Source organism: Microvirga calopogonii, from assembly GCF_003347665.1.
In the GTDB taxonomy this organism is placed as follows: domain Bacteria; phylum Pseudomonadota; class Alphaproteobacteria; order Rhizobiales; family Beijerinckiaceae; genus Microvirga; species Microvirga calopogonii.
Genome location: NZ_QDGA01000003.1, coordinates 237,632 through 254,658 on the forward strand (window position 1 = coordinate 237,632; position 17,027 = coordinate 254,658).

The 17,027-nt window shown below is 63.2% G+C and carries 16 protein-coding genes; 13 read left to right on the plus strand and 3 right to left on the minus strand.

The features are described from left to right. Positions 1-4 precede the first annotated feature (4 nt). Positions 5-406: a DUF350 domain-containing protein gene (locus tag DDF70_RS05465; protein WP_114943843.1), complete on the plus strand. Its 402-nt coding sequence runs from the start codon at positions 5-7 to the stop codon at positions 404-406. 86 nt (positions 407-492) lie between these two features. On the opposite strand, the gene DDF70_RS05470 is transcribed toward DDF70_RS05465, so the two are convergent. Next, positions 493-762, minus strand: coding sequence for a transcriptional regulator (locus DDF70_RS05470; RefSeq protein WP_114943844.1), 270 nt, complete (start codon positions 760-762; stop codon positions 493-495). Positions 763-1,025: 263 nt separating this feature from the next. Between DDF70_RS05470 and kdsA the strand changes: the two genes are divergently transcribed. Both kdsA and DDF70_RS05480 read left to right on the plus strand, forming a co-directional pair. Further along, complete coding sequence (kdsA, locus tag DDF70_RS05475) at positions 1,026-1,874, plus strand: 3-deoxy-8-phosphooctulonate synthase (RefSeq protein WP_114943845.1); 849 nt, start codon at positions 1,026-1,028, stop codon at positions 1,872-1,874. Between the two features lie 273 nt (positions 1,875-2,147). Then, a complete protein-coding gene (locus DDF70_RS05480; protein ID WP_114943846.1) occupies positions 2,148-3,317 on the plus strand; it encodes an MFS transporter in 1,170 nt (389 codons plus the stop codon). Here DDF70_RS05480 and queF read toward each other — a convergent pair. Continuing rightward, the gene (gene queF, locus DDF70_RS05485) at positions 3,302-3,751 is read right to left on the minus strand and encodes a preQ(1) synthase (RefSeq protein WP_114943847.1); all 450 of its coding nucleotides are present in this window, start codon (positions 3,749-3,751) and stop codon (positions 3,302-3,304) included. The two genes, DDF70_RS05480 and queF, sit on opposite strands and share 16 nt — an antisense overlap. Positions 3,752-3,899: 148 nt before the next feature. On the opposite strand from queF, the gene eno reads away from it, so the two are divergent. The 9 genes from eno to DDF70_RS05530 all read left to right on the plus strand — a co-directional run bounded on the left by eno (position 3,900) and on the right by DDF70_RS05530 (position 14,589). Next, positions 3,900-5,183, plus strand: a complete 1,284-nt coding sequence (gene eno / locus DDF70_RS05490) for a phosphopyruvate hydratase (protein WP_114943848.1) — start codon at positions 3,900-3,902, stop codon at positions 5,181-5,183. Positions 5,184-5,503: 320 nt separating this feature from the next. After that, on the plus strand, positions 5,504-5,818 hold the full coding sequence (locus tag DDF70_RS05495; protein WP_114943849.1) for an FtsB family cell division protein: 315 nt from the start codon (positions 5,504-5,506) through the stop codon (positions 5,816-5,818). A 172-nt stretch (positions 5,819-5,990) separates the two neighbouring features. Next, positions 5,991-7,052, plus strand: coding sequence for a pyruvate dehydrogenase (acetyl-transferring) E1 component subunit alpha (gene pdhA, locus DDF70_RS05500; RefSeq protein ID WP_114943850.1), 1,062 nt, complete (start codon positions 5,991-5,993; stop codon positions 7,050-7,052). Positions 7,053-7,112: 60 nt separating this feature from the next. Further along, positions 7,113-8,564 carry a pyruvate dehydrogenase complex E1 component subunit beta gene (locus tag DDF70_RS05505; protein WP_114943851.1) on the plus strand — a complete coding sequence of 484 codons (1,452 nt, stop codon included), beginning with the start codon at positions 7,113-7,115 and terminating at the stop codon, positions 8,562-8,564. A 4-nt stretch (positions 8,565-8,568) separates the two neighbouring features. Further along, positions 8,569-8,865, plus strand: a complete 297-nt coding sequence (locus DDF70_RS05510; RefSeq protein WP_114943852.1) for a DUF5076 domain-containing protein — start codon at positions 8,569-8,571, stop codon at positions 8,863-8,865. 28 nt (positions 8,866-8,893) lie between these two features. Further along, entirely contained in the window at positions 8,894-10,321 is a 1,428-nt protein-coding gene (locus tag DDF70_RS05515) for a pyruvate dehydrogenase complex dihydrolipoamide acetyltransferase (protein WP_114943853.1), read from the plus strand. Between the two features lie 111 nt (positions 10,322-10,432). After that, entirely contained in the window at positions 10,433-11,872 is a 1,440-nt protein-coding gene (gene lpdA, locus DDF70_RS05520; protein WP_114943901.1) for a dihydrolipoyl dehydrogenase, read from the plus strand. Positions 11,873-12,108: 236 nt separating this feature from the next. Then, the gene (locus tag DDF70_RS05525) at positions 12,109-13,068 is read left to right on the plus strand and encodes a sensor domain-containing diguanylate cyclase (RefSeq protein WP_114943854.1); all 960 of its coding nucleotides are present in this window, start codon (positions 12,109-12,111) and stop codon (positions 13,066-13,068) included. 186 nt (positions 13,069-13,254) lie between these two features. Next, complete coding sequence (locus DDF70_RS05530; RefSeq protein WP_114943855.1) at positions 13,255-14,589, plus strand: dicarboxylate/amino acid:cation symporter; 1,335 nt, start codon at positions 13,255-13,257, stop codon at positions 14,587-14,589. A gap of 9 nt (positions 14,590-14,598) precedes the next feature. Here the strand turns inward: DDF70_RS05530 and DDF70_RS05535 are convergent, their stop codons facing one another. Next, the gene (locus tag DDF70_RS05535) at positions 14,599-15,516 is read right to left on the minus strand and encodes a DMT family transporter (RefSeq protein ID WP_114943856.1); all 918 of its coding nucleotides are present in this window, start codon (positions 15,514-15,516) and stop codon (positions 14,599-14,601) included. Between the two features lie 101 nt (positions 15,517-15,617). On the opposite strand from DDF70_RS05535, the gene DDF70_RS05540 reads away from it, so the two are divergent. Continuing rightward, entirely contained in the window at positions 15,618-17,027 is a 1,410-nt protein-coding gene (locus tag DDF70_RS05540; protein WP_162820225.1) for an aminotransferase-like domain-containing protein, read from the plus strand.

Genomic DNA, 17,027 nt, shown 5'->3' on the forward strand with positions numbered 1-17,027 from the left:
GGTTGTGACTTCATCTCTGGCGGGCTTGGCCGACTTCCTGATTTTCTTCGTTCTCGCCGTCGCCCTGGTCGGCCTGTACCTGGCGATTTATACGCTGGCGACCATGCACAACGAGTTCGCGCTGATCCGTGAGAATGTGATCTCGGCGGCGACGGCTCTCGGATTCAGCCTCGTCGGCTTCGCCCTTCCCTTGGCGAGCGCCATCGTCCACGCCCAGACCATCGTCGATTGCCTCGTATGGGGCCTGGTGGCCCTAGCCGTGCAGATCCTCGTCTACTGGCTTGTGCGTATCGTGATGCCGAACCTGTCTCAGCGCATCGCCGGAGGCGAGATGGCAGCCGCTTTGTTCCTCGGTGCCGCGTCGCTCGCCGCCGGAATCATCAACGCGGCCGCTATGACATTCTAAAGCATCGGACCCAAAGGTGGGTCCCGGCTTCCCTGGTTGGAGAGCCTGCGGTTCCGGGCGGCGGCCCCGGAGGGCTGCATGGCGTGCTAAGCACTCGCTTCGACCATGCGGGCGAACTGAACGGCCTCGGCGCGCAGGGCTGGCGGCACAAGCATCGGGTTCTTGTGCCTGACGGCATAGAGCATGGCGATCCGCTCGATTGCCCTGAGATACAGATCCGGGATCTCGCTCTCGCCCCATTCGAAGGATTGGTAGTCGCGCAGGCTCAGGTCGATCTCGTGGGCCATCTTGCTTTGGGTAAAGCCGAGTGCCGTTCTGAGAGCCATGAGCTCGTGCACTTTGTTCTGTTCGGACATAGGAGCGCCCCCCAAGCGCTGCGAAGTGATCATGACAACCGGTTCAGGACGGATTGAAGGTAAATTTTCTCAATCTTTCCATGCGGATAGAAGCATGTTTTAGAGCTTCCCCAAAGTAAATCGACCTTTGGTTGGAAAGAAACGTCCTTTTCTCGCTTTTGGTTAAGGATCGGCCAGCTGCTTTCCATCTCTGCTCACAAAGCGACGACGTGCCATGCACTTCGCCGCTTTGCTTGCTGCCGCAGACAGGATAGAGACGGCGCATGACCGACACCAAACAGCATCCCGCAATCGTCGAGGCTGGCAGCGTCCGCTTCGGCAATCATCTGCCGCTCAGCATTATTGCGGGGCCCTGCGCCATGGAAAGCCGTGAGCACGCGCTCGAGATGGCGGCCGCGCTCAAGGAGATCGCCGGAAAGCTGGGCCTGGGCCTCGTCTACAAGTCATCCTTCGACAAGGCGAACCGCACGTCGATATCCAGCGCCCGCGGCATCGGGCTGGACAAAGCGCTCGCCATCTTCGCCGAGGTGAAGGAGACATACGGTCTTCCCGTTATCACCGATGTGCACGAGAACGACCAATGCGCGCCGGTGGGCGAGGTGGTCGATATCCTGCAGATTCCCGCCTTCCTCTGCCGCCAGACGGACCTTCTGGTTGCCGCAGCGAAGACTGGGCGGGTGGTCAACGTGAAGAAGGGCCAGTTCCTCGCCCCGTGGGACATGGCCAATGTGGCCGCCAAGGTGACGGCTGCCGGCAACCCGAACGTGATGCTCACGGAGCGCGGGGCCTCCTTCGGCTACAATACGCTCGTGTCCGACATGCGCTCCCTGCCGATCATGGCAGAGACGGGTGCTCCGGTGATCTTCGATGCCACCCATTCCGTGCAGCAGCCTGGCGGCAAGGGCACGACCTCGGGCGGCCAGCGCGAATACGTGCCGGTGCTCGCGCGCGCCGCCGTCGCAGTCGGTGTGGCGGGCGTCTTCATCGAGACACACCAGGACCCGGACAAGGCGCCGTCCGACGGGCCCAACATGGTGCCGTTGAAGGAGCTCGAAGGACTGCTCGCACAGCTCAAGGCGTTCGATGCGTTAGCGAAGGGCAGGGCGGGTTAGCGCCAAATCTTTTCTCGAGCCTGGCTTAAGGCTCGATCGGCATTCAGCTTCGTCGTCATCACCGGCCTTGTGCCGGTGATCTCGATCCGAATAGTTCAGCGCTTCAACCAATCGGGATGGCCGGGACAAGCCCGGCTATGGCGTAGTGGGTGTCATCTGGGCCGCATTCCATGTCTTTTCAGGAGGGCAGGTCTGCGCTCCCGCCGCTCGATTAGCGTCGGTGCCATGGTAAGGAGCTTATGCTCCCTTACCGGCAACAGGCGCAAAAACTCCATGTCCTCCCGCAACCTGATCCTGATCCTCGCCACCAGCGGCTTTGCGAGCACCTTCTCCGGCCGCGCGGTCGAACCGATGGTGGGAATCATTGCCCGGGACCTGGGCTCGAATCCTCAGACCATCGCGCTTCTCTCGGCGGCTTTCGCGCTGCCCTATGCGTTCATCCAGCCGATTCTTGGGCCTATCGGCGACGCGCTGGGCAAGGAGCGCGTCATGAAGGTGGCGCTGTCGGTCCTCTTCGTTGCCCTGGCCTGCTCTGCTTTCGCCCCGAATGCGCCCACGCTTTTCACGCTTCGCATCGTCGCCGGCGCGGCTGCCGGTGGCGCGGTGCCGCTCTCCATCGCTCTGATCGGTGACCGGGTCGAGATGGCGCAGCGGCAGATTGCGTTAAGCCGCTACCTGGTTGCCGTCATCATCGGCCAGCTCGCCGGCTCCTCGCTGGCAGGTCTCCTGGCGCAATTCATCGGCTGGCGCGGCGTGTTCGTCCTCTCGACAACGATGATGGCGCTGGCGCTTGCCGCGACCGTCATCGGCTTCCGAGGCTCATTGCCGGGCGGCCAATTCGATCCGAGGACGGCGATCCTGCGTTACCGGAGCATCCTGTCCAATCCGCGTGCGCTGTTTCTCTTCGGCTCGGTCTTCGTCGAGGCCATCGCGCTGTTCGGCATCTTTCCCTATGTGGCGCCCCTGCTCGAGGAGCGCGGCGGAGGTGGGGCGGCCGAAGCGGGCTTTGCCATCGGCGGGTTCGCCCTCGGCGGCTTGGTCTATTCCGCTCTCGTGACCTGGATGCTGCGGCGGCTCGGTATCGGCAGGATCCTCCTCGGCGGAGGCTTGTTTGCCGGTGCCGCACTCCTCGTCCTTGGGCTCGGCGGCGATTGGAAGCTCGATGCGGCGGCCCTGCTGCTCATGGGCCTCGGCTTCTACATGCTCCACAACACCTTCCAGGCCCAGGTGACGGAAGTGGCCCCCGGCGCGCGCGCCTCGGCTGTTGCGCTCCATGCCTTCTCGTTCTTCTGCGGACAGGCGCTCGGCGTCGTGCTGATGGGCTTCGGCTTGCGAACGATCGGGCTGACCGGAGCGACGGGTGTAGCCGCCCTGATCATCGTCGGCGTCGGCGTGACGGCCTCCCTCGTCCTGCCGAAGCCCGCCGCTCAGCGGGCGCGGTAGGGCGCCACGCCCTGATCGGGCAGCCAGAGGTTCTTCGGCAGCTCGCCGGTCTGCCAGAATACGTCGATAGGGATGCCGCCGCGAGGATACCAGTAACCGCCGATCCGCAGGTAGCGCGGCTCCAGAAGCTCGGCGAGGCGTTTGCCGATGGCGACCGTACAATCCTCGTGGAAGGCGCCATGGTTGCGGAAGCTGTGCATGTAGAGCTTGAGCGACTTCGATTCGACGAGCCACGGACCCGGGACGTAGTCGATCACCAGGATCGCGAAATCCGGCTGGCCCGTCACCGGGCAGAGCGAGGTGAATTCCGGCACGGTGAAGCGGGCGAGGTAATCGGTGTCGGGATGGGGGTTCGGCACCCGGTCGAGCTGCGCTTCCTCGGGGGATTGGGGCTGGGAGCTCGCCTGGCCGAGCTGAAGGGTAGTTTCCGTCATCTGGATTTGACCTTGGATTGATAGAGGGGAAAGCTCTTGCCGTCCTTGCTCACATGGGCATTTCGGTCAATAAGCCAATTCATGACGTGAGGCCGCACCCGTCTGCAAAGGCGGAAATGGCGGCCCATCAGCCAGCAGGAGCCTGCTCATGACCGCGATTATCGACGTTTTCGCCCGCCAGATCCTCGACAGCCGGGGCAATCCCACGGTCGAGGTGGATGTGACCCTCGAAGACGGCTCCATGGGCCGCGCTGCCGTGCCGTCCGGCGCTTCCACGGGCGCCCACGAGGCGGTCGAGCTGCGTGACGGCGACAAGTCGGTCTATCTCGGCAAGGGCGTGCTCAAGGCGGTCGATGCCGTCAACAACGAGATCCTGGACGCCATCGGCGGCATGGACGCCGAGGAGCAGGTCGCCATCGACGAGACGATGATCGAGCTCGACGGCACCCCGAACAAGGCACGCCTCGGCGCAAACGCCATCCTGGGCGTCTCCCTTGCCGTCGCCAAGGCGGCGGCCGAGGCCTCGACCCTGCCGCTCTACCGCTATGTGGGCGGCACGCAGGCCCGCGTCCTGCCGGTGCCGATGATGAACATCATCAACGGCGGCGCCCATGCCGACAACCCCATCGACTTCCAGGAATTCATGATCATGCCGGTCGGCGCGCCGACCCTGGCCGAGGCCGTGCGCATGGGCGCCGAGGTGTTCCACACCCTCAAGAAGGCCCTGAAAGACGCTGGTCACAACACCAATGTGGGCGACGAGGGCGGCTTCGCCCCGAACCTGCCCTCTGCCGAAGCGGCTCTCGACTTCATCATGAAGTCCATCGAGCAGGCGGGCTACAAGCCGGGCCAGGACATGGTGATCGGCCTCGACTGCGCGGCGACCGAGTTCTTCAAGGACGGCGCCTACGTGTATGAAGGCACAGGTCAGAAGCTGAGCCCGCAGCAGCAGGCCGAGTACCTCGCCAAGCTCGTCGGGGCCTATCCAATCGCCACCATCGAGGACGGGATGTCTGAGGACGATTGGGAGGGCTGGAAGGCCGTGACCGACCTCGTCGGCTCCAAGTGCCAGCTCGTGGGCGACGACCTCTTCGTCACCAACGTGAACCGCCTGTCCCAGGGCATCAAGCAGGGTGTCGCGAACTCGCTGCTCGTGAAGGTGAACCAGATCGGCTCGCTCACCGAGACGCTCGCGGCCGTCGACATGGCCCACCGCGCCGGCTACACGGCCGTCATGTCTCACCGTTCTGGCGAGACGGAGGACTCGACGATTGCCGATCTCGCCGTCGCGACGAACTGCGGACAGATCAAGACCGGTTCGCTCGCCCGCTCCGACAGATTGGCCAAGTACAACCAGCTCATCCGGATCGAGGAAGAGCTGGGCTCGCAGGCGGTCTATGCGGGCAGGGCGGCGCTGAAGGCGCTAGCGTAAATTCGAGAGAGCAATACACGGAGAGAGCCGCCGCAAGGCGGCTTTTTCTTTTGCTCCTCGTCACGGCTAGAGCATCGAACGCAAAAGTGGGAACTGGTTTTGCGTGTAAAGATGCAGGAAAACAAAAGCTTAGAGCATCGGACGTGAGTTCGAATTTCCGTCCGATGCTCTAGGTCCACGGGTTGGCCATCTCGATTTTTAGAGCGGCCCCTTTCGGACCGGGATCTCTGGCGAAGGCCGGCGGTCCTGGGAGGATTTTAGCATCGGGGAACTCCAGTCTCTAACACCTCCTTAACCATGTCCCTGTAAGACTCTGCCGCATGGTGATCCGCAGACGTGCACGACGATTTCTGATTCCGCTGGTGATCTACGGCATCTCGGCGGGTGTGGCGGCTTATTTCGTGCACCACGCTCACAGTGGCGCGCGGGGCATCGAGGCCCAGCAGAAATATGAAGCGCAGGTGGCTGAACTTTCAGCCGAGCTGGATGGTTTAAAGACCCAGCGCTCCGAATGGGAGCGCCGCATCGCGCTGCTCAGGAGCGACCAGATCGACCGCGATCTGCTCGAGGAGAGAGCGCGCGTAATGTTAGGACGTGTGCACAAGAACGACCTCGTGATCATCACGGGGCCATAATTAACAATAACTTAAAAGTTCTGCTTAACTGAATTTCAGTTTATTTTTATTTTCGTTGTTCTGCCAATGACTTACGCGTTTCATTGTGCAGCGCAAAACACCTTTTGGGCCTCTCGATTTCCGATTCCGACTGCGCTACAACTTTCGTCGAGGAAACCCTTCGGAGGACCCGATGGCTGTTGCTGCCCGCAAGGCGGGCCGTGCCGGTACTGGCGCGGCTAACAAGACTAATTCCGGTAAAGGCTCCAATCGCGGAGCCGCCCCCAACTCCCCACAATTCGACAAGAACCAGGACCTGGCGTCTTATAACGACATGCTGCTGATCCGGCGCTTCGAGGAGAAGTCCGGCCAGATGTACGGCATGGGCCTGATCGGCGGTTTCTGCCATCTCTATATCGGCCAGGAAGCCGTCGTCGTCGGCATGCAGATGGCGACGAAAGAGGGCGATCAGGTGATCACGGGTTACCGCGATCACGGTCACATGCTTGCCTGCGGCATGGACGCGAAAGGCGTCATGGCCGAGCTGACGGGGCGCCGCGGCGGCCTGTCGAAGGGCAAGGGCGGCTCCATGCACATGTTCTCCAAGGAGAAGCATTTCTATGGCGGCCACGGCATTGTCGGCGCGCAGGTGTCGCTCGGCACCGGCATCGCCTTCGCGAACCATTATCGCGAGAACGGCAATGTCTGCCTGACCTATTTCGGCGACGGCGCGGCCAATCAGGGTCAGGTCTACGAGAGCTTCAACATGGCGGCTCTCTGGAAGCTGCCGGTCGTCTACGTGATCGAGAACAACCGCTACGCCATGGGCACGGCCGTGACCCGCGCGTCGGCTCAGACGGACTTCTCGAAGCGCGGTCTGTCCTTCGGCATCCCCGGCGAGCAGGTGGACGGCATGGACGTGCGCGCTGTCTACGCCGCCGGCCAGCGCGCGATCGAGCATGCCCGCTCCGGCAAGGGGCCGTACATCCTCGAGATGCAGACCTACCGCTATCGCGGCCATTCCATGTCCGATCCGGCGAAGTACCGCACGAAGGACGAAGTGACCCGGATGCGCGAAGAGTACGATCCGATCGAGCAGGTGCGCCGCCGTCTGCTGGAGAGCTGGAAGCTGTCGGAAGACGAGCTGAAGGCCATCGACAGCAAGGTGCGCGAGATCGTCAACGAGGCGGCCGAGTTCGCCACGCACGATCCGGAGCCCGATCCGTCCGAGCTCTACACGGACATCCTTCTGTAAGCGGCGTGCGTAAGCGCCGCTCACAATTTTCGCCTTAGCGACAATCAACACGAGTCTTTCATGGCGATCGATATTCTCATGCCTGCCCTCTCGCCCACCATGGAGCAGGGCAAACTGGCCAAGTGGCTGAAAAAAGAAGGCGATCAGGTCAAGCCCGGTGACGTGCTGGCCGAAATCGAGACCGACAAGGCGACCATGGAGGTCGAGGCGATCGACGAAGGCGTCCTCGCCAAGATCCTGGTCTCCGACGGCACCGATAACGTGGCGGTGAACACCCCCATCGCGATTCTCGCCGGCGAGGGCGAGGACGTGTCCGCGGCCGCTTCGTCTGCGAAGGCCCCGGCCGCTCCGGCGCCGGAAGCCCAACCGGCCCCGACGCCCGACATGCAGCGGGAAGGGATGGCCGACCGTCCGTCGCCCGACTCGATTCCCGGCACCGACGTGACTCCGGTGGCTAAGCCCGCGGCTCCCTCGGTCATCACCAACCGCACGTCCTACAACGCCATGGCCGAAATCCCCGAGGGAACGGAACTGGTCAACATGACCGTCCGCGAAGCCCTTCGCGATGCCATGGCCGAAGAGATGCGCAAGGATGGCACGGTCTTCGTCATGGGCGAAGAGGTGGCCGAATACCAGGGCGCCTACAAGGTCACCCAGGGCCTGCTGCAGGAATTCGGCGCGAAGCGCGTGATCGACACGCCCATCACCGAGCACGGCTTCGCCGGCGTCGGCGTCGGTGCGGCCTTCACCGGCCTGCGCCCCGTGGTCGAGTTCATGACCTTCAACTTCGCCATGCAGGCGATCGACCAGATCATCAACTCGGCGGCCAAGACCCTCTACATGTCCGGCGGCCAGCTCGGTGCGCCCATCGTGTTCCGCGGCCCGAACGGCGCCGCCGCCCGCGTGGCCGCGCAGCACAGCCAGGACTTCGCCGCCTGGTACTCGCAGATCCCAGGACTCAAGGTCGTGTCGCCTTATACGGCGTCCGACGCCAAGGGCCTGTTGAAGAGCGCCATCCGTGATCCCAACCCGGTGGTGTTCCTGGAGAACGAGATCCTCTACGGACAGTCCTTCCCGGTGCCGAAGCTCGACGACTTCACCGTGCCGATCGGCAAGGCGCGCATCCATCGCGAGGGCAAGGACGTCACCATCGTGTCCTTCTCCATCGGCATGACTTACGCGCTCAAGGCCGCCGAGGAACTGGCGAAGGAAGGCATCGAGGCCGAGGTGATCGACCTGCGCACGATCCGTCCCATGGACACCGACACCATCGTCGCGTCGGTCATGAAGACCGGCCGCTGCGTCACGGTGGAAGAGGGCTATCCGCAATCGGGCGTCGGCGCCGAGATCGCCATGCGCATCATGGAGAACGCCTTCGATTACCTCGACGCGCCTGTGATCCGCATCACCGGCAAGGACGTGCCCATGCCCTATGCGGCCAACCTCGAGAAGCTCGCGCTTCCGTCCGTGGCGGAAGTGGTGCAGGCGGCGAAAGCCGTTTGCTACAGGTGACGTCATGGCCGAACGGAAATTCGAAGCCCTCAATGTCCCACCCGACGCCCTCGAGAAGGGGGGCGTCGAGATCCTGAGGGCTTCGGTGGTCGACGGGGCGGTGAGCATCGCGCTGCGCCGCGCCTTCGACGATCCGTTCACCTGGGGCGTGCTCCTGGTGGACCTCGCCCGTCACGCCGCGCGCGTCTACGCCATGGAAACGGAGTTCTCCGAGGAGGAGGCTCTCGCCGAGATCACGGCCGGCATCCAGGCCGAGCTGGATGATCCGAGCGATCCGGGCTCGACGCAGGCGATCAACTAATCCTTTCAAGTCAGGATCAATCAACGCCATGCCCATCAATATCCTGATGCCCGCCCTGTCTCCCACAATGGAAAAGGGCAACCTTGCCAAGTGGCTGAAGAAGGAAGGCGACACGGTGAAGTCCGGTGATGTCATCGCCGAGATCGAGACCGACAAGGCCACCATGGAAGTGGAAGCGGTCGACGAGGGAATCCTCGCCAAGATCGTCGTTCCCGAAGGCACCGCCGACGTTCCCGTCAACCAGCTCATCGCGCTGATCGCGAGCGAGGGCGAGGATCCGAAGAGCGTCACGGCTCCGGCCGCCGCTGGCGCCGCTCCGGCGCCAGCCCCGAAGGCGGAACCCGCGCCGGCTCCCGCTGTTCCCGCAGCCGCATCCCAGCCGCAGGCCAACACCGTTCCTGGCGATGCCTCGGCTCACATGAGCTACGCGCGTGTCGATCAGGCACCGGCCGGCCCTGCACAAGCCGCCAAGCCCAACGGGGCAGGGCAGGGAGCAGGCAGCCGCGTCTTCGCCTCGCCGCTTGCCAAGCGTATAGCCCGCGAGGCCGGCATCGACATCGGATCGGTCCAGGGCTCCGGTCCGCATGGGCGCATCGTCGAAAAGGACGTGCGCACCGCTCTCCAAGGCGGTGGCGCGAAGCCTGCCGCGGCTCCGGCCGCAGCTGCAGCTCCCGCTCCGGCGGCAAAGCCTGCAGCCCCCCAGCTCGCGCCTAGCATGGGCGCCGATCAGGTCAAGGCCATGTTCGAGGCAGGCTCCTACGAGGAAGTGCCCCTCGACGGCATGCGCAAGACCATCGCCAAGCGCCTCGTCGAGTCGAAGCAGACGGTGCCGCATTTCTACCTGTCGCTCGATTGCGAGCTCGACGCGCTCATGGCGCTGCGCGAGCAGATCAACAACGCGGCCGGCAAGGACAAGGACGGCAATCCCGCCTACAAGCTCTCGGTCAACGACTTCGTCATCAAGGCGCTCGCCATCGCGCTCCAGCGCGTGCCGGCCGCCAACTCGGTCTGGGCCGAGGACCGCATCCTGCGCATGAAGCATTCTGATGTGGGCGTCGCGGTTGCCATTGAGGGCGGTCTTTTCACGCCGGTCGTGCGCAAGGCGGAGCAGAAGACGCTGACCGCCATCTCGGCCGAGGTGAAGGACATGGCGGGCCGGGCCCGCAACCGCCGCCTGAAGCCGGAGGAATATACGGGCGGGTCCACGGCCGTGTCGAACCTCGGCATGTACGGCATCAAGGACTTCCAGGCTGTCATCAACCCGCCCCACGGCACGATCCTCGCGGTCGGCGCCGGCGAGAGCCGAGTGGTGGTGAAGAACGGCGCTCCCGCCGTCGTCCAGGCCATGACCGTGACGCTCTCCTGCGATCACCGCGTGGTCGACGGCGCGCTCGGTGCGGAGCTCCTGGCAGCCTTCAAGCAACTCATCGAGAACCCGATGGGGATGCTTGTTTAAACACTCGAGGTCATGGCCGGCCTCGTGCCGGCCATCCACGCCTTTTCAACGGTCCGGCACGCAAAGACGTGGATGCCCGGGCCAAGCCCGGGCATGACGGGGGACAATTCCATGGCAAACCAATACGACATCATCGTCATCGGCGGCGGGCCGGGGGGCTATGTGGCGGCGATCCGCGCCGCGCAGCTCGGGTTCAAGACCGCGGTCGTCGAGCGCGAGCATCTCGGCGGCATCTGCCTCAACTGGGGCTGCATTCCGACCAAGGCGCTGCTGCGCTCGGCCGAGATCTATCACTACATGGAGCATGCGAAGGATTACGGTCTGTCGGCTCAGGGCATCGGCTTCGATGCGGCGGCCATCGTCAACCGCTCCCGCGGCGTTTCCGGCCGTCTCAACGGTGGCGTCGGCATGCTGCTCAAGAAGAACAAGGTCGACGTGATCTGGGGCGAGGCCACCATCTCCAAGCCCGGCGAGGTCGTCGTCACGGCGCCGAAGAAGCCCGCCATGCAGCCGCAGAACCCGGTGCCGAAGGGCGTGCTGGAGCCCGGCACCTATGCCGCCAAGAATATCATCGTCGCAACGGGCGCGCGTCCCCGTGCGCTCCCCGGCATCGAACCGGACGGCAAGCTGATCTGGACCTACTTCGAAGCCATGGTGCCGCCCGCCATGCCGAAGTCGCTGATCGTCATGGGCTCCGGCGCCATCGGCATCGAGTTCGCCTCCTTCTACCGCACGATGGGCGTCGACGTGACGGTGGTCGAGGTGATGCCGCAGATCCTGCCTGTCGAGGATGCCGAGATCGCAGCGCTTGCCCGCAAGCGCTTCGAGAAGCAGGGCATGAAGATCTTTTCGGGTGCCAAGGTCACGAAGGTGGAGAAGGGCGCCAATTCCGTCACCGCCACCATCGACGACGGCAAGGGCGGCACCCAGACGATCACCGCCGACCGGATGATCTCGGCGGTCGGCGTCGTCGGCAATATCGAGAATCTCGGCCTCGAAAAGCTCGGAGTGAAGATCGAGCGCGGTGTCGTCGTGACGGACGGCCTCGGCCGCACCAACGTGCCGGGCATCTATGCCATCGGCGACGTGGCTGGCCCGCCCATGCTGGCGCACAAGGCCGAGCATGAGGGCGTGATCTGCGTCGAGACCATCAAGGGCCTGCACACGCATGCCATGGACAAGGCCAAGATTCCGGGCTGTACCTATTGCAACCCGCAGATCGCCTCGGTTGGCCTCACGGAAGCCAAGGCGAAGGAGCAGGGTTACGATATCCGCATCGGACGCTTCCCCTTCATCGGCAATGGCAAGGCAATTGCACTGGGTGAACCCGACGGTCTCGTGAAGACGATCTTCGACAAGAAGACCGGTCAGCTCCTGGGTGCTCACATGGTGGGCGCGGAAGTCACCGAGCTGATCCAGGGGTTCGTGATTGCGATGAACCTGGAGACCACCGAGGAAGAATTGATCCATGCGGTCTTCCCGCATCCGACCCTGTCGGAGACCATGCACGAGAGCGTGCTGGATGCCTATGACCGGGTGATCCACATCTGATCAGGTTGCCAGGAAGACTCGTGAATCAAGCCCCGCGGCTTGAACCGACAGCGACCGGTCAGCTCGATTGAGCTGGCCGGTTGGCGTTTTTTGGCCCGGCTCATGCTTTCCGTCTACCAAGCAGTTCACCGGAACAGTCCTTCGCGTGTGCCGCTGAGTTGACACGGAATAATGTATATTTGCGGTTCGATAAGCCTGCAGCTAGAGTTCTCTAGCTTGGTCCTTCCGAGTAGCTCATGAGTCATTTTGTTTCGAAGCTGGATGACGAAACGCTCCGGCACCTCGTGGAGGCGCTGGACGAGAGCGGCCAAGCTGTTTCCATCTATGACGCGGATGACAATCTCCGCTACGCCAACAAGACCTACCAGAGCATGTTTCTGGAGGGATACGAAGGGCCATTCACCTTCACGGAAATCCTGCGCTACGGTGCCAGGAATGGGGTTGGGGTGAGGATCGATGGCGGCGATGTCGAGGCCCTGATTGCAAGAACCTTGCCCCGTCGTCGAAGCGTGCCGCGTAAATCCTTTGAGAGCGATTTGCTGGATGGACGTTGGTTCTGGATTGATCACACGATCCTGCCGAACGGCTGGCTCCTCACCGTGGCGGCGCACATCACATCCCTTAAGCACAACGAGAAAACACTGCGTCAGGCGCACAACGCGGCGGTCCATGCATCCCAAACCGATCTGCTCACAGGCCTGCCAAACCGGCGCCACATCCTGGAACTGCTCGACGAGGCCCTGGCTGCAGGCGCAACATCCGGCTCCAGCCTGTGCGTCACCATGATCGACATCGACAGGTTCAAGAACATCAACGACACCCATGGACACGATGCCGGAGACGCGGTTCTTCGGCATTTCGCCTCTGTTTCGCGAGAGAAGCTCGGCACGCATGGCTTTATCGGCCGCATGGGCGGCGAAGAGTTCCTGGTCATCCTTCCGAACACAAGCTTGATCGATGCTGCCCGCCTCATCCAACAGGTCAGGCAGGAATGCGCCGGCGGGGTGCCCTGGAACGGTCAAGCGGCGCGGTCGTATTCCTTCAGCGCCGGCCTCGTCGAAGCTCAGCCGGGCGATGACCGAAGCACCATTCTCAATCGCGCCGATCGTGCCTTGTACACCGCCAAGCGGCAGGGACGGAATCGCACCAAGCTGGGTCTTCGGCAGGAGAATTCTGCGGATTCCGCCGGAGCATAGCCTCGTGGTGGCACTCGCAGCCGATGGGTGACCGGTCTTCGAGTATTGAGGAGTGCTGTTCGGAAACTTCGCGTGAACCCAAGGTGAGTTCCGGGAATTAACCCACAGGATCTGCCCGGAAGGTCTGGCCGTTGCGGTTCGGAACGATGACGGCCGCCCGCTCCATCGGTGCATCAGGAGGCGGCGATGACAAGCGTTGCAGTGAGGGATCGGCTTGAAGCATCGCGGCCTCGCAAGAGGCCCTGGTACAAGGTCCTCTACATCCAGGTGCTGATTGCGATCTTCTTCGGTATCCTGGTGGGGTGGCTGTTCCCGGATCTGGCCAAGAACGACTGGGTCAAGGCCCTCGGCGACGGCTTCATCAAACTGATCAAGATGGTCATCGCGCCGATCATCTTCTGCACCGTGGTCTCCGGCATCGCCCATATCCAGGATGCCAAGAAGGTGGGGCGCGTCGGTATCAAGGCCCTGGTCTATTTCGAGGTGGTCTCGACCTTCGCCCTCATCATCGGCCTTCTGGTCGGCAATATTGTGAAGCCCGGCGCGGGCTTTTCCGCCAACGCGGATCCCACGGCCGTGGCGAGCTATGCCAAGCAGGCTGCCGAGCAGAAGCCTGTCGATTTCGTCCTGCACATCATTCCGGACAGCGTCGTCGGAGCTTTCGCGCAGGGTGACATCCTGCAGGTGCTCCTGTTCGCGATCCTCTTCGGCTTCTCGCTGCTCGCCTTGGGAGAACGCGGGGCAACGGTGCGAAACTTCATCGACGACGCGGCGCACGCGATGTTCGGCGTCATCGCCATCGTCATGAAGGCCGCTCCCATCGGGGCGTTCGGGGCCATGGCCTATACCATCGGCCGCTACGGTCCCTCGGCCCTCGGTAATCTCTTCGGCCTTATCGTGACATTCTATGCCACGGCGGCCCTGTTCATCTTCGTCGTGCTCGGCCTGATCGCCAGGATCGCCGGATTCAGCATCTTCAAGTTCATCGGCTACATCAAAGACGAACTCCTGATCGTGCTCGGTACGAGCTCATCCGAGAGTGCGCTCCCGCAGCTCATGGAGAAGCTCGAACGGCTGGGGTGCTCGAAATCCGTCGTCGGACTCGTGGTCCCCACCGGCTATTCCTTCAACCTCGACGGCACCAATATCTACATGACGCTCGCAACCCTGTTCATCGCGCAGGCGCTGGGCTACGACCTCACCCTCAGCCAGCAGCTCACGATCTTGCTCGTGGCGTTGCTTACCTCCAAGGGAGCGAGCGGCGTCACAGGCGCGGGCTTCATCACGCTTGCCGCGACATTGGCCGTGGTGAACCCGGCCCTGGTGCCTGGGATGGCCGTCCTCCTCGGTATCGACAAGTTCATGAGCGAGGTGCGTGCGCTGACCAACATCACCGGCAACGGCATCGCGACCGTCGTCGTAGCCTGGTGGGAGGGGGAACTCGACCGGGAGAAACTGAACGCGGGTCTCAACCGCGAGATCGATCCATCCGACGTCGAAACGGCGGTAACAACGGATTGAGCCGCGTGTTCAGGAGCGAGAAGCCGCTTCTGCCTGCGCGGTAAGCGGGACGTTTGTTCGATCCGGTTTCGCGAAATGCTTGGCGCCCGCCACACAGAGGATCACTCCTAGCGTTACGGCGATCATCGGCCAGCCGACGGCCTCGTTCAGAAGCACGGACGAAAGAGCGAGGCCGAAGAAAGGCTGGAGGAGCTGCAATTGTCCGACCCCGGCAATGCCGCCGAGAGCAAGACCCCGGTACCAGAAGACGAAGCCGATCAACATGGAGAACAGGGACACATAGGTGAGACCCAGCCAAGCGGGCAGGCCGATTCCGGCCCAGGAAGAGGGTAGGGTAAGGAGTGCCAGTCCAACCATGAAGGGCAGGGACAAGACCAGCGCCCAAGAGATGACCTGCCACCCACCCAACCGCCGGGCGAGCGTCGCGCCTTCAGCGTAGCCGAGGCCGCAAAGCAGAACCGCCGCCACCATCAGCAGGTCGCCCAGCGCTGACGTGGAGGCCCCCTGGACCAGGGCAAATCCCGCGACAAGGCATCCGCCGATGCCGGAGAAAACCCAGAAGGCGGGTCTCGGTCGTTCGTTGCCGCGCACGACGCCGAAGATGGCCGTAGCCAGGGGCAGGAGCCCGATGAAGACGATGGAATGGGCGGCGGTGACGTGCTGAAGGGCCAGCGCCGTCAGGAGCGGAAAGCCGATCACCACACCGAGGGCCACGACGGCGAGTGGCAAGAGATCGTGCCGTGCTGGTCGTCTCTGGCGCAGGGCGAGGAGGAGTGCTGCGCCGAGCAGGCCCGCGATGGATGCTCGCGCCACGGTCAGAAATAACGGATCGAGATCAGCCACGGCAATGCGCGTCGCTGGGAGGGAGCCGCTGAAGATCAGCACTCCAAGGAAGCCGCTGAACCACCCTTCCGTCGTCTTGTCCATGCCCGCACCTCCAAGAAGCCAGTTTCAACCGAGCGGGATCGCCTTTCCAGAGACAGTGCGGTACAGATATTCCAAACTGTCATGGAAATGAGGGCAGTACAGTGGACGATCTTTCTGCCGCCAGCTCCGATGGAACGCTCGTCGAGCGGGTCATGCTCTCGATTCGTGGACAGATCGCTCGCCGCTCCCTGACACCCGGCGCGAAGCTCCCGTCGATCCGTGCCGTCGCTCGGACCATGAGCGTGTCCAAATCGACCGTCGTTGAAGCCTATGACCGCCTGGCGGCGGAAGGCGTGATCCGGTCCCGACCTGGCTCAGGGTTCTACAGCGCCGCACCACTGGCCCCCTTGTCGCTGACGGATCTCGCACCGCGTCTCGACCGCGCCATCGACCCATTCTGGGTCTCGCGGCAATCCCTGGAGGCGCGGGACGAGGTGCTCAAGCCCGGCTGCGGCTGGCTTCCGAGCGCCTGGATGCCCGAGGAAGAGACGCGCCGCGCCCTGCGCGGCCTCGCCCGAACGAAGGACATGACTGCGCTTACGGATTACGGAACGCCGCTCGGCCTGGGCTCCCTTCGGCAGTTCCTCTCACGGCGCATGGACGAGCAGGGATTTCAGGCGCCACCCGAGCAGATCCTGCTGACGGATTCCGGCACACAGGCGATTGATCTCGTATGCCGGCTCCTTATTCAGCCTGGAGACGTCGTCCTCGTCGACGACCCATGCTACTTCAACTTTCTCGCCCTGTTGCGGGCGCAGCAGGCTCAAGTCGTCGGCGTTCCTTATACACCGACCGGGCCGAACCTCGAGTTGTTCGAGCAGGTGCTCGCCCAACATCGGCCGCGCCTCTACATCACCAATTCCGGTCTTCATAACCCAACCGGAGCCTCACTCTCGGTTGGCACGGCGCACAGGCTCCTCAAGCTCGCCGACGACCATGACCTGATCGTCATCGAAGACGATATCTTTGCGGATTTCGAAACCGAGCCCGCCGCTCGTCTCGCAGCTCTCGACGGCCTCGACCGCGTTGTGCGGATCGGCAGTTTCTCCAAAACCCTCTCGGCCTCCTTCCGCTGCGGCTACATTGCGGCGCGTGCGGACTGGATCGACAAACTGACCGATCTGCGCATTGCGACCGGTTTTGCGAGCAACCGACTGTCGGAGGAGCTCGTCTTCTCCAGCCTGGGCAGCAGCGGCTACCGAAAATACCTGGAAACCTTGCGGATGCGGCTCAGCAACGCCATGGTAGCGACGGTGGCGCGCCTGCAATCGCTCGGCCTCGAACCCTGGTTTACGCCGAAAGCCGGAATGCTCGTGTGGTGCAAGCTGCCGCACGGCCTCGATGCCGCCGACGTGGCCCGCCACGCTTTGAGCGAAGGCGTCGTGCTCGCGCCCGGCAACGTGTTCAGCGCCTCGCAGACAGCCACCGACTTTATGCGCTTCAACGTGGCTCAATGCGCGGACGACAGAATTTTCGCCGTGATCGAGAAGGCGATGAGGCAGACCGCGTGA